This is a genomic window from Comamonas sediminis (assembly GCF_041107495.1).
GTDB classification, from domain to species: Bacteria; Pseudomonadota; Gammaproteobacteria; order Burkholderiales; family Burkholderiaceae_C; genus Comamonas; species Comamonas sediminis.
In genome coordinates, this window is record NZ_JBGBDC010000009.1 from 56415 (window position 1) to 69631 (window position 13217).

At 63.3% G+C, this 13217-nt stretch carries 13 protein-coding genes; 1 reads left to right on the forward strand and 12 read right to left on the reverse strand.

Going from position 1 to position 13217, the window contains the following annotated elements; translation table 11 throughout:
* Positions 1–43 precede the first annotated feature (43 nt).
* The 11 genes from AB7A72_RS19370 to AB7A72_RS19420 form a co-directional block, all read right to left on the reverse strand.
* Positions 44–766, reverse strand: coding sequence for a prepilin-type N-terminal cleavage/methylation domain-containing protein (locus tag AB7A72_RS19370; RefSeq protein WP_239810573.1), 723 nt, complete (start codon positions 764–766; stop codon positions 44–46).
* A complete protein-coding gene (locus AB7A72_RS19375) occupies positions 763–1203 on the reverse strand; it encodes a type IV pilus modification PilV family protein (protein WP_256460952.1) in 441 nt (146 codons plus the stop codon). The genes AB7A72_RS19370 and AB7A72_RS19375 overlap by 4 nt, the downstream gene beginning before the upstream one ends.
* The gene (locus AB7A72_RS19380) at positions 1200–1697 is read right to left on the reverse strand and encodes a GspH/FimT family pseudopilin (protein WP_239810571.1); all 498 of its coding nucleotides are present in this window, start codon (positions 1695–1697) and stop codon (positions 1200–1202) included. The genes AB7A72_RS19375 and AB7A72_RS19380 overlap by 4 nt, the downstream gene beginning before the upstream one ends.
* Positions 1698–1738: 41 nt before the next feature.
* A complete protein-coding gene (gspG, locus tag AB7A72_RS19385; RefSeq protein WP_239810570.1) occupies positions 1739–2170 on the reverse strand; it encodes a type II secretion system major pseudopilin GspG in 432 nt (143 codons plus the stop codon).
* Positions 2171–2196: 26 nt separating this feature from the next.
* Positions 2197–3474 carry a type II secretion system F family protein gene (locus tag AB7A72_RS19390; RefSeq protein ID WP_312417075.1) on the reverse strand — a complete coding sequence of 426 codons (1278 nt, stop codon included), beginning with the start codon at positions 3472–3474 and terminating at the stop codon, positions 2197–2199.
* Entirely contained in the window at positions 3467–5125 is a 1659-nt protein-coding gene (gene gspE / locus AB7A72_RS19395) for a type II secretion system ATPase GspE (protein WP_373450656.1), read from the reverse strand. The genes AB7A72_RS19390 and gspE overlap by 8 nt, the downstream gene beginning before the upstream one ends.
* 187 nt (positions 5126–5312) lie before the next feature.
* Entirely contained in the window at positions 5313–5861 is a 549-nt protein-coding gene (rfbC, locus tag AB7A72_RS19400; protein ID WP_239810567.1) for a dTDP-4-dehydrorhamnose 3,5-epimerase, read from the reverse strand.
* Positions 5862–5865: 4 nt separating this feature from the next.
* On the reverse strand, positions 5866–6756 hold the full coding sequence (rfbA, locus tag AB7A72_RS19405) for a glucose-1-phosphate thymidylyltransferase RfbA (RefSeq protein ID WP_239810566.1): 891 nt from the start codon (positions 6754–6756) through the stop codon (positions 5866–5868).
* 2 nt (positions 6757–6758) lie between these two features.
* Positions 6759–7751 (reverse strand): dTDP-4-dehydrorhamnose reductase, encoded by a 993-nt coding sequence (gene rfbD / locus AB7A72_RS19410; RefSeq protein ID WP_256460951.1) that lies wholly within the window; start codon positions 7749–7751, stop codon positions 6759–6761.
* Complete coding sequence (gene rfbB, locus AB7A72_RS19415; protein WP_239810564.1) at positions 7714–8769, reverse strand: dTDP-glucose 4,6-dehydratase; 1056 nt, start codon at positions 8767–8769, stop codon at positions 7714–7716. The genes rfbD and rfbB overlap by 38 nt, the downstream gene beginning before the upstream one ends.
* A gap of 113 nt (positions 8770–8882) precedes the next feature.
* Positions 8883–9656: a type III pantothenate kinase gene (locus AB7A72_RS19420; protein WP_369460876.1), complete on the reverse strand. Its 774-nt coding sequence runs from the start codon at positions 9654–9656 to the stop codon at positions 8883–8885.
* Positions 9657–9835: 179 nt separating this feature from the next.
* Between AB7A72_RS19420 and lysM the strand changes: the two genes are divergently transcribed.
* Complete coding sequence (gene lysM / locus AB7A72_RS19425; RefSeq protein WP_239810562.1) at positions 9836–10300, forward strand: peptidoglycan-binding protein LysM; 465 nt, start codon at positions 9836–9838, stop codon at positions 10298–10300.
* 75 nt (positions 10301–10375) lie between these two features.
* On the opposite strand, the gene AB7A72_RS19430 is transcribed toward lysM, so the two are convergent.
* Positions 10376–13213, reverse strand: a complete 2838-nt coding sequence (locus AB7A72_RS19430; RefSeq protein WP_369460877.1) for a class I SAM-dependent methyltransferase — start codon at positions 13211–13213, stop codon at positions 10376–10378.
* Between the last annotated feature and the right edge of the window lie 4 nt (positions 13214–13217).

The window sequence follows — 13217 nt, forward strand, 5'->3', positions numbered from 1 at the left end:
TGCTGAGGTCCGGCCTGCGTACGGTGTTGAAGAGGTGCTCGCATCATCCCAAGGAACCTCCCAGGCTCGCACCACCACCACCGCCGCGTGGGTCGCCAGCAGGCATCACGCGCAACTGCACCACCACCGGTGGCAGCACCGAGGTGTCGGTAGTCATCACCACCTGCACCGCCTGGGGGAGCCGGTCGACCGCCCCCCAGTCGCTGCCCCATTGCGGCGGATCGATCGCGCCATCCAGGTACTGAAAAGACAAACCGGTCGCATGCGTCAGCAGCGGATACGTCTGCGCCGCACCCCAGTCGGGCAGCGTCTGCGCATCGGTCCAGGGCAAATAACTCAGAACAATGGCCGGTGCGCCGTCGTAGCTGCCCATTGCCAGCCGGAAATGGTAGCGGCCACCAACGCCGTAGCGCGCAGGCATCACCCCTACCCAGGTCATCGACTGGCCAGCGCCTTCAAAGAAAAATGCCGAAGGCGCGGCACTGAGCATGCCCTGCTGCTGCAAGCCCTGCACGCGTTTGGCAGAGATACGGCCCAGCACGGCACGCAAAAAATCGGTGCTGGCACGCGACTCGTCCATGCGTTCGAGCCGGTTGTCGATACTGGTTTCGGTGCGGCCCATTGTTCCCATGGCGCCGGCCAGACCCAAGACGATCAGCGACAGCAAGGACATGGCCACCAGCATCTCCACCAGCGTGAAGCCGGCGGCCGTGCGGCGTGGGCATGGATTGCCATGCGTCCATAAAGAAGTACGAATGCGGCTCATCCTGCAGGCACCACATTCTCAGCAGGATCGGGTGGCCGGCGCTGTGCACGCAAGGTGGTGAGCTCGAACACACGCGGGCGGTCGCCCTCCGCCCAGTTCACGCTGATATGCACCTCATGGAGCACGGGGATGTTCGGGCTCTCGTCCACTCCGGTCTTGAACGGTGCGCTCTGCACGCTCCATTGGTAGCCATTGCTCTGGCCGGACTCGTTCCAGCCGCTTTCATAGACCGAATCGCGCGAGTCCATGATGGACTGCGCCAGCTGTACCGCATATTGGTAACGATCGAGATCGCCGACGCTGCGCGCATTGCTGCCGGTGGCCCGGTAGATCATGCCCAATGAGATCGCCATGATGGACAGCGCCACCAGAATCTCCAGCAGGGTCATGCCACGCTGGCGCCGGGTCCACCGGGACAGAGACGACTGCTGCCTCATTGGAACAAAGGCTCCTGGGTGACCCGGCCCGACAGCCAGTCCACCCGCAAGCGCGTGCCGGCACCATTCTTGCGCAGAATCTCCACACTGCCGCCGGTCGAGCCGCCCGAGGCCAGGAACACGATCGAGGCCGAACTGTTGGGCACAAACTCGCGATCTGCCACCGTGGTGCGCAGATCCACGGTCTCTGGAATGTCCTTGACCGAGCCCGCATAGCCGTAGTGCCGGGTCTGCAGGTCGACGGTAAAGCGCACTGGCTCACCTTGGGACACCGCAACATACCGGGCCGAACGCAGTTGGCTGATCATTGTGCGCACGGTGTCACGGTACTGCACCCCGTCCTTGAGCCGGTCATAGGCGACCGGCGCCATCGCCACCACCAGGGCCATGATGGCGAACACCACCATCAGCTCTATCAAGGTAAAGCCTTGATGGGCTGCTGGGCGCTTTGCGGCGCGCGGGTGTCGGCTCAGCCATGGCAAGGCAGTCGGCACGGGGAGTTCCTGGTCAAACCTGAGAAGAAACGCAGGCCGGGTTACTGCGCGTTGCGCACATCGGCAGCTTCGCCTTCACCACCAGGCTGACCATCGGCGCCCAGCGACAGGATCTCCACCCGGCCACCGTTGTAGCTGTAACGGTAGGGGTTGTTCCAAGGGTCATTGGGAACGCCGCCCGACAGATACGGACCGTTCCAGCCGCGCACATTGCCCGGCTGCTTGGCCAGCGCATCCAGACCTTCTTCGGTGGTCGGGTAGCGGCCAGTGTCCAGCTTGAAGATATCGAGTGCCTTCTGCAGGTCAGCAATCTGCACGCCCGCAGTCTTGGACTTGGCGCCGCCCAACTGGCTCAGCACCTTGGGGCCGACCAGACCGGCCAGCAAGGTCAAGATGGCCAGCACCACCAGCAGTTCGATCAGCGTAAAACCACGGCTCTTGCGTGGCGTCTTTTGGGTGAAAAAGGCCTTCATGGCGGGCTCTCCTTGCAGTATAAAAATTAAGCAGCCAGATCGTTGACGGACAGAATGCCCATCAGGATCGACACAATGATGGAGGCAATCATGATGCCCAGGACGAGGATCAGCACAGGCTCGATCATCGTCAGGGCGCGTTTGATGCCGGTTTCCACCTCGCGGTTCAATATATTCGACAGCTCCAGCATCATCGAGCCCAGGCGCCCGGTCTCTTCACCGACGCGCACCAGGTTCACCGCCAGCGGCTCGAACACCGTCGTGGTGTTCATCGCCTGCACCATCTTGCCGCCTTCCTTGACGATGGGCGGAATCTTGGCCAGCTCCGCCTGGATCAGGCGGTTGCTGACCGTATCGGTCGCAATATGCAGCGCCGTCAGCAACGGCACACCATTGCCCAGCAAGGTGCCCAGCGAGCGCGAATACAGGGTCAGCTGGTACTTGAGCGCCAGGCGCCCCAGAATCGGCATGCGCAGCAACACACCCTGCCACCACAAGCGGCCCTTGGGCGAGCGCAGCCAGCTGCGCAGCAGGTAGACCACCGCCGCGCCACCGAGCAACACCACCCAGCCGTTCTTGCGGAACACCTGGCCAATGGTCATCACGATCTTGGTCGGCGTGGGCAGCGCATCCCCCATGTCGGTGAACAGTTTCTCGAACTGCGGCACCACAAAGCCCAGCATCGCGATCAGCGACAGAATCGCGACCGCCACCAGAATCATCGGGTAGATGGTGGCCGAGACCACGCTTTCCTTGAGCGCGCGCTGGCGCTCCAGATGCTCGACCAGCCGCTGCAACACGGCCGACATCTGGCCGCTGGCCTCACCCGAGCGCACCATGTTGATGTAGAAATCGCCAAACAGTTCCTGGTGCACCATCAGCGCCTTGGACAGCGGCACCCCGCCCTTGACGGCTTCCAATACGCCGGTCAGCAGCTCGCGCATGCTGTCCTTGAAGGCCATGTCGATCAGCACGCGCAGTGCATTGTCCAGCGCGAGGCCGGCTTTGAGCATGATCGACAGCTCCGAGGTCATCGCCAGCACATCAGCGGCCTTGGCCGGGCCCTTTTGTGACTTGGTCGCCTTGGCCTTGCCAATCGCGCTGGCCGCAGCGGCCGGCTTGGCCCCTGCTGCCTTGGCCCCCGCGGGCATCAGTGCAGCAGCATCTGCCGCGTCGACAATGCGCACCGGCGTGAGCTTTTGCGCACGCAGGTGCTTTTGCACGGCCGCCGCATTGGGCGCTTGGAAAGTGCCGCGAACCTGCTCGCCCGCAGCATTGATCGCGTGCCAGGCAAAATCAGCCATCGATCTGGTCCTGGGTGACGCGGGCGACTTCGTCCAACGTGGTCATGCCGGCGGCCACCTTGCGCAGGCCGTCCTCGTGCAGACTCAGCATGCCGGACTTGGCCGCCAGGTTGAACAGCTCGTTCGAATCCTTACCCGCATTGATGGCATTGCGCATCGGCTCATCGAGCACGAAAAGCTCATGGATGCCGGTACGGCCCTTGTAGCCGGTCTGGCGGCAGGCGTTGCAGCCCACCGCACGGTAGATGGGCTGGCCCACTTCGCTGAAGCGCGCCAAGCCGGAGCGCTTGCGCACCTCCTCGCCAGGCTCGTAGGCCTCCTTGCAATTGCCGCACAAGGTGCGCACCAGGCGCTGCGCCAGCACGCCGTTGACAGAGGAGGTGATCAGGTAGCTCTCCACGCCCATGTCCTGCATACGGGTGATGGCACCGGCAGCGGTGTTGGTGTGCAGGGTAGACAGCACCAGGTGACCCGTCAGCGCGGACTGCACGGCAATCTGCGCCGTTTCACCGTCGCGCATTTCACCGATCATGATGATGTCCGGGTCCTGGCGCAGGATGGAGCGCAGCGCGTTGGCAAAGGTCAGGTTGATCTGGGCATGCACTTGGATCTGGTTGATCCCTTCGAGCTGGTACTCGACCGGGTCCTCCACGGTGATGATCTTGTTTTCCAGCGCATCGATCTTGGACAGCGCCGCATACAAGGTAGTGGTCTTGCCCGAACCCGTGGGCCCGGTCACCAGCAAAATGCCGTGCGGGCGGGCCAGCAGGTCGTTGAACTTGGACAGCGTGTCCTTCGCAAAGCCCATGGTTTCCAGCTGCAACCGCACGCTGGCGCGGTCCAGCACACGCATCACGATGCTCTCGCCATGCACGGTAGGCACGGTGGAGACCCGCAGGTCGAGCTCACGGCCCTTGACGCGGGTCTTGATGCGGCCGTCTTGCGGCAGCCGGCGCTCGGCAATGTCCAGATGCGCCATCAGCTTGACACGCGAGCCTACGGCCGCGGACAGGCGTGGCGGCACCAGCTCACCGGGGTGGATCACGCCATCGACGCGGTAGCGCACATGCAGGCCATCGTCAAAAGGCTCCAGGTGAATGTCAGACGCACGCAGATCGGTCACCTTGCCGATGATGCTGTTGACCAGGCGGATCACCGGCGCCTCGCTGGCCAGGTCCTTCAGATGCTCGACAAAGTCGCCGACATCGGAGCCGTCGCCAAACATGTCATCGCCGTCTTCCTCTTCGGCTTCCGGCTCAGGCTCCTGCAGCGCTTTTTCAATATCGGCCTGCAGTGCCAGATGCGGGCGAATCTGCAGACCGGTCGACATCTGCAGGGCCTTGATGACGAACGGATCCTGGGGCGAAGCCATCGCCACGTCCAGCACACCATCTTGCAGTTGCAACGGAAAGACGTGCTGCGACTGCTGGAACTCGGGCATCAGGCCCGGAACGCTGATCGCCTCGGCCGGAAAATCCGTACCCAAGGTGAAAGGGATCTGCAGCTGGGTGGCCAGCGTCTGCATCAAATCCGGCTCGGAGACCAGGCCCAGCTGGACCAGCACCTGGCCGATGAGGCTGCCCATCTCCTGCTGCGCCTGCAGCGCACGCTCCAGGTCGCGCGGCGACAGCTTGCCGGCCTGCACCAGCATCTCGCCCAGCAAAGGGCGGCGCCCGGACCCAAGGGCCAGGGCTGCGTCGCTGAAATCGTCAATGGTGCTGGTGCTCATGCGTCTATGGTCTCTGAAGCCTATGGCAGGCGTGGTATCCATCCCCTTAGCCTATAGGGCACCCAGTGTAGGGGCCAGGCATGGGAGACATTTGGTAGGAAAGGCAAACTCAGGCAAAAACATCGGCCTCGGCAAAGGCCTTGCCCTGCTGGTCCTTGGCCGACAGCTGTGGCTCCAGGCCGTTCAACTGCCAGTCAATCGACAACTGTGCATCATTCCAGATAATGCAGCGTTCGTGGGCCGGCGCGTAGTAATCTGTTGTTTTGTATAGAAACTCGGCGGTATCACTGACCACCACAAATCCATGTGCAAAACCGGGCGGCACCCACAGCTGGCGCTGGTTGTCTTCGCTCAGCTCGACGGCCACCCAGTGGCCGAAAGTCGCCGAGCTTTTGCGGATATCGACGGCCACATCAATCACCCGGCCTTGCACCACCCGCACCAGCTTGCCCTGCGCTTGCTCCAGCTGGTAGTGCAGGCCACGCAACACACCCCGGCTGCTCTTGCTGTGGTTGTCCTGCACAAAGTCATAGTGCCGGCCCACGGCGGCATCAAAAGCCCGCTGGTTGAAGCTCTCGTAGAAAAAACCGCGCGCATCGCCAAACACCTTGGGCTCGATGATCTTGACGTCCGGCAGTGCCGTATCAATCGCTTGCATGGCTTTACTCCCTGGGCTCCTGCAACAGTCGCTGCAGGTACTGGCCGTAGCCGTTCTTGGCCAAGGGTTTGGCCAGAGCCGCCAGTTGCTCGTCCCCGATATAGCCGCTGCGCCAGGCAATCTCTTCCGGGCAGGCAATCTTCAGGCCTTGGCGGCTTTCCAACGTGGCGATGAACTGGCCTGCATCCAACAGGCTGTCATGCGTGCCGGTATCCAGCCAGGCATAGCCCCGGCCCATGATCTCCACACTCAGCTGCCCCTGCTCCAGGTACAGGCGGTTCAGGTCGGTGATCTCCAGCTCGCCACGAGGCGATGGCTGGAGGCTTTTGGCCAGATCCACAACCTGGCTGTCATAGAAATACAAGCCCGTGACCGCGTAGTTGCTCTTGGGCTTGGCGGGCTTTTCCTCCAGCGACAACACCTTGCCCTGCTTGTCAAAGTCGGCCACGCCATAGCGCTCGGGGTCGGTCACATGGTAGGCAAAGACACTGGCGCCCGTATCACGCTGCATCGCGCTGGCCAGCAGCTTGTGGAAATCATGGCCATAGAAGATGTTGTCACCCAGCACCAGCGCGCTCGGCGCACCGGCCAGAAAGTCCTCGCCAATCAGAAAGGCCTGCGCCAGCCCATCAGGGCTGGGCTGCACGGCGTATTCCAAGTGGATGCCCCACTGGCTGCCATCGCCCAGCAGCTGCTCGAAGCGCGGGGTGTCCTGCGGCGTGCTGATGATCAGGATCTCCTTGATCCCCGCCAGCATCAAGGTGGTCAGCGGGTAGTAGATCATCGGCTTGTCGTACACCGGCAGCAGCTGCTTGCTGACCGCCAGGGTCGCCGGGTGCAGGCGGGTGCCGGAGCCGCCCGCCAAAATGATGCCTTTGCGTGCTTGCACTGTCATGTTCAGAGAATCTCCTGCAGCATGCGTTGCACGCCGGTCTGCCAGTCGGGCAAATCCAGCGCAAAGCGCTGCTGCAATTTGTGGGTGTTCAAACGGGAATTGTGGGGGCGGCGCGCGGGGGTCGGGAAGGCCGAGGTGTCGACCGCCTGCACCTCCTGCGCGGTCAAATTGAGCGCCGGGTTGATCTTGCGCGCGGTTTCCAGCACAAAGCGGGCATAGCGGTTCCAGGTGGTTTCGCCACCCGCCACCAGGTGGTAGATGCCGCTCAGGTCTTCTTCGCCCGACGCCATGGCCGTGCGCAGCGCATGCGCGGTCACATCAGCGATGAGGTCGGCACCGGTAGGCGCTCCCCACTGGTCGTCGATGACGGCCAGCTTGTCGCGCTCCTGCGCCAGGCGCAGCATGGTCTTGGCAAAGTTGCCGCCGCGCGCTGCATACACCCAGCTGGTGCGAAATATCAGATGCTTCACGCCGCTGGCGGCGATCTGTTGCTCGCCTTCGAGCTTGGTCTGGCCGTAGACCGACAGCGGGCCGGTGGCCTGGTCCTCTTGCCAGGGCTGGTTGCCACCGCCATCGAAGACATAGTCGGTGCTGTAATGCACCAACCAGGCGCCCAGTGCCTGGGCCTCACGCGCCAGCACGCCCACGGCCTCGGCATTGATGGTACGAGCCGCCTCGGGCTCGCTCTCGGCCTTGTCCACGGCGGTATAGGCAGCCGCATTGACGATCACATCGGGCGCCAGCGCCCGCACGGTCTCGGCCAGTGCCCCGGGGCGCAGCAGGTCACCGCACAGCGGGGTGCTGGCACGGTCCAGCGCCACCACTTCGCCCAGTGGCAGCAGGCTGCGTTGCAGCTCCCAACCGACCTGGCCGTTCTTGCCCAACAACAGTATTTTCATCGCATCGTCCTGTAAGGCGCCCTGGCACGCAGCTGCCCGGCACGCCTGCGTCCCGCCGTCAGGCGTACTGTTTGCTGACCCAGTCCTTGTAGTCACCCGACTGCACCTGGGCCACCCAGTCCTGGTGGTCCAGGTACCACTGCACGGTCTTGCGGATACCGCTGTCAAAGGTTTCTGCAGGCTTCCAGCCCAGCTCCTTTTCCAGCTTGCGCGCATCGATCGCATAGCGGCGGTCATGGCCGGGGCGGTCCTTCACATAGCTGATCTGCTCGGCGTAGGAGCGGCCATCGGCGCGTGGGCGCTGCGCATCGAGCAGGCTGCAGACATGCTTGACGATCTCGATATTGGGCATCTCGTTCCAGCCGCCCACGTTGTAGGTCTCACCCGGACGGCCCGCTTCCAGCACGCGGCGGATGGCGCTGCAGTGGTCCTTGACGTAGAGCCAGTCACGGATCTGCATGCCGTCGCCATAGACCGGCAGGTGCTTGCCGGCCAGCGCATTGACGATCATCAGCGGGATCAGCTTCTCGGGGAAATGGTAGGGGCCGTAGTTGTTCGAGCAGTTGGTGGTCAGCACCGGCAGGCCGTAGGTATGGAACCAGGCGCGCACCAGGTGGTCGCTGGCGGCCTTGCTGGCGCTGTAGGGGCTGTTGGGCTCGTAGTTATGGGTTTCGGTGAAGGCCGGGTCGTCCTTCTCCAGGCTGCCGTAGACCTCGTCGGTCGAGACATGCAGAAAGCGGAAACCGTCCTTGCGTTCACCTTCGAGGCCACTCCAGTAGGCGCGCGCGGCTTCAAGCAGGCGCAGGGTACCGACCACATTGGTCTGGATGAAATCTTCGGGGCCGTGGATCGAGCGGTCCACATGGCTCTCGGCCGCAAAGTGCACGATGGCACGCGGCTGGTGCTCGGCCAGCAGGCGGTCGAGCAGTGCGCGGTCACCGATGTCGCCATGCACAAAATGGTGGCGGCTGTCGCCCTGCAGGCTTGCAAGGTTATGCAGATTACCCGCGTAGGTCAGCTTGTCGAGATTGACCACCGGTTCATCGGAACCCGCCAGCCAGTCCAACACAAAATTCGAGCCGATAAAGCCGGCGCCTCCGGTGACGAGAATCATGGTCAGTACAGGTAGTTCAACAAATAACCGTCCATTATCGCATTGCCCTTCCGCCACACCGCCGGGCCTTGGCCCATCCAGGGGCTATCGCTGTAACCGCATGTGGATAAGTGTCAGGCCGCCGAACCAAAACGGCTGCGGGCAATATGCAGCAGGCCGTCAAAAATCAGGTTCTCGACCAGTTCAAAGGGCCGGGTCATGCTCGGCATCATCTTCCAGCCCGCACCGCCTGTCATCACACAGGCAGGCTCCTGCCCGCAGTGGGCGGTCACATGCTGCACCATGCGTTCGACCGCACCAGCGATCGCATAGGTGCCGCCGCTGGTCAGCGCATCGCTGGTATTGGTGGGGAACGGCCGCACCTCGCCGGTAGGCACATGCAGCCCGGCGGTGCCCGATTCCAGTGCCTTGAGCATGATGCCGTGGCCCGGCAGGATCAAACCGCCCATAAACTTGCCATCGGCATCAATGGCTTCGACAGTGACCGCCGTACCCACCATGACCACGACCACCGGGCGCTGGCGCCCCTGGGCCAGCACATGGTGCCAGGCACCCACCATCGCCACCCAGCGGTCCGTGCCCAGGCGGCTGGGGTGGTCGTAGCCATTGGTCAGGCCCGCCTCGGCGTTGGAGGACACCACCCAGTTCGGCGCCAGATCCCAGATGTCCATCTGCGCCTGCACGCGGCGGCGCACCACATCGCCAGCCACCACGCAGCCGAGCATGTGTTGCGGCTCCGGCAACTCGGCCCAGCTGCCCTCGGCCAGACGCTCGATATTGTCCAAAAACTCCACGCCATGGGCCAGCACAGCGGCGCCAGGTTGTGCTGCGTCATACATCGCCCACTTGAGGCGTGTGTTCCCTACGTCGATGGCCAGAAAATGCATGGGCGGCATTATCGGCCTTTTTAGCCGCCGGCCTTGTTGCCCGTGCAACATCCGCGCGGCGCCAAGGATGAACGGCCTCTGCACTGTGAATTTTTTTCAAGCGGTTCTGTCCGACTTCATACCTTTGCCATTCCCCTATATATTGAATGCTTCCTGTAACCAACCCTCTAGGAGTCACCATGGGACTGTTCAGCTTTATCAAGGAAGCCGGTGAAAAATTGTTTGGCGGCAAAGAAGCTGCTGCTGCGAGCGCACCGCAAGACCTGAACGCGGCGGCAGGCGCGGCCATCGAAAAATACATCGGCACCCAGAACCTGGGCGTATCCGATGTGAAGGTCGCCTTCGACGCTGGCAAGGTCACCGTGACGGGTGTGGCACCCACCCAGGCTGCCAAGGAAAAGGTCACGCTGTGCTGCGGCAATGTCTCCAGCGTCAGCGACGTGGATAACCAGATGACCGTCACCAACCCCGAGCCAGAAGCCAAGTACTACGATGTGGTCTCGGGCGACACGCTGTCGGGCATCTCGAAGAAGATGTACGGCGATGCCAACAAGTACATGACCATCTTTGAGGCCAACAAGCCGATGCTGAGCGACCCCAACAAGATCTACCCCGGCCAGAAACTGCGCATTCCTGCGCTGTAATCCAGGCCCAGCCCTGAATCGAAAATCCCGCACACGGCTCGGCCGGTGCGGGATTTTTTTATCCAGGCTAGCAGGTCAGCGGCCCTGCGCCTGCTTGAAACGATCCACCAGTTGCCGCAAATCCTGCTCCGCCTTGTAGATGACGGCCAGGTATTCGTGGTTGTTGATGCCCCAGAGTGAGGAATCCATATCGGTGGTGTGGGCCACCAGGAAAGGCAAGGTAGTGACGACCCGCATCTGCGCGCGGCCCTGCAGGTAGCTGTCGATGGTGTTGGTGTGCGGATCGCGCATCGACGAATCCCACTGCGCCAGTGCCTCCAATGCAGGCTGCGCGTAGATGTTGTGCACCATGCTGGTCATGCGGTCCAGCACCACAAAGGTCTCGCCGTCCTGCTCCTGCACCTCCAGCACCTGGGTACCCGGGTGGATCTTGGCGATCAGGCCGGCAAAGATATCCCACTCGCCAGGATGCGCGTCCAACCAGCCATCAATGCGTGCCCGGCGCTGGGCATAGTCGGGCGGCATCTCGACATCGTCTTCCATGATCTCCAGCTGCGCCACCCCGGTCTGCAAAGCCTTGCGTGCCAGATACTGGTAGCTCATGGCACAGCCCAACCAGCCAGGGCTGTAACGCACGCCGTCAAACACTTTCACCTCCGTCTGCAGGCCCGGCAGGGTCTGCTCGATGAAATGCGCACGGCGGCGCACGGTCTCGGGCATGCTCAGTACCATGCAGCGGCCTGGCAAGGGTTGCGACGAGGTCAGCGCCTCCCACTGTGCGGTGTCAATCCGTCCCAGCGCATAGAGGGCGCGCAGCACCATGAATTCGAACTGCTGGCCGCTGCGGGCAAGCTCGTCCACCAACCCACGCTGCACCTGCTCTGGCGCCTGCGCTTGCAGCTGCAGCATCTCCTGCACCGCCTGCACCATCGCCTGGGCATCGCCCACCGGCGTCACCCGCAGCGCGGGGTTGTCCAGCAAGGCCGCATGCTGGTGGATATCGGCACTGCTCTCGGTCACCACCGGCGTGCCCAGGCTCAGGCACTCGTAGACCCGGGTGGTCTCCAGCAGCGCACCTTCGTAGTAGTGGATGTTGACGACCACCCGCGCCTGGCGCACCGCCTGGCGCAAGGCATCGCCAAACAGATTGCCTTCGATCCGCACCGAGAACTGGCGCTGCAGCGCCTGCAGCATCTCCTGGCGGCGCGGGGCGTTGACATCGCCATAGAACAGCACGTCGCAGCCCGGTTCGACCTCCGGCAAAGCCGGCTCGCCGCAGTCCTGCAGCAGCTGCGAATACGCGGCGACGCCACCGATCGGCACCAGGAAGGTGTGGGGGTAACGAATTCCCTTGGTCTCCAGAAAGGCCAGATTGGCCGGCGCATAGTCCCAGGCGGACAGCGAGTTTTCCAAAATCGCCAGGTACTCGTCAGTGAACCAGCGCGGACTCACGCTTTGCTCCATCTGGAAGACGATACGCCTCTCCCCCGGGGGCAGCTGCTTGAACATCTGTGGGCAGACCACGATGTACATGTCCAGCCCAAAGCCTTCGGGGGGCACATCCTGGAACAGGCTCACCTCAAAGCCCGCCTTGCGCAGCACCCGGGCCAGCGCATGCGCGACAAACTGCGTGTGCGCTGTCGCCAAAATGCCGTAATGGCGGTTGCTGCCGGGCAGCAGCGCTACCGCGGGTATAGGCGCGCCACCGGCCTGGCGCATCTTGCGGCGCAGCGCGTGGCGCACACGCCGAACCAGGGCGGGCTCATAGGGCGCCAGTTTCTGCTTGATGCGGAAGACGGCACACTTGCATTTGCGCAGCAAATCGGTGAGCCGCCACAGCGGCGACAGCTGGCGCGCCAGCGCCTGCATCTGCTGGGTCTGCTGCTCGATCTGCCACTGCTTCTGGGCGAGGTCCTGCTGCAGTGCCAGCAGCTTGATGTCTTGCTGCTGCTGGCGGGCGGTCAGCCACTGGGCCTGGGCCTGGGCTTGCTCCAGCGCATTCTGGCTGTGCTGGGCCTGGGCCTGGGAGCCCTCCACATGCGCACGCAGCTGCTCGCGCTCCAGCTCCAGGCTGCGGATATCGCCATCGAGCTTCTCGATCCAGCTGTGGCGCTGCTGGCCGGCCGTTTCCAGCGTCTGGATATGCTGCTGCCGATCACCCAGCGCATGCTGCAGCGCCATCATCTCGGCCTTGACCTCCAGCCGTGCTCCCAGCGCCGCAAACACCCGGCAGACCTCGCGCTGAAACACCGCATCACCGCGGTCACACAGCCGGCGCAGCAACGCAGGCTGCTGCGCGCCCACCAGCAGCACGCCCAGGCCATTGCTGTGCGGAAAGTGCAGGCTCGGGTAACGCCCCTCCAGCTCCGCCCAGAGCTGGTGCACGCCAAAGTCATCACGGTGCACATTGCTGTCGTGGAACAGCACCACGCCGCGCTCGCTCAGCTTGGGCAGCCAAGTCTCGAAATCATGGCGCACCGCCTCGTAGGTGTGCAGGCCATCGATATGCAGCACATCGACACTGCCATCGGCAAAGCTGGGCAGGGCCTCGTCAAAGCGCATGCGCAGCAAGGTCGAGAACTGGGTGTAGTGCGGGTCATGGGCCTGGCGCAGGCTGGCATAAATGCCCTCGCCGTAGGCGCCTGCATGCGCATCGCCCTCCCAGGTGTCGACCGCATAGGCGCGCGTCATCAAGCCTTGCTCGGCAATGGCCTGGCAAAAAGCCAGGTAGGAGATGCCGGAATACGCCCCCAACTCCACCAGGCTGCGCGGCTGCGCCACCGCCATCAGCCATGCGGCAAAGGGAATATGCCCCGCCCAAGGCGCGGGGTGGGTCAGATGGTAGGGCTCCAACAAGGCGGCGGGAAGCAGCCAGTCATAGTCGGCGCGTGCCTGCCCCGGGAGGTCTGTCATACGG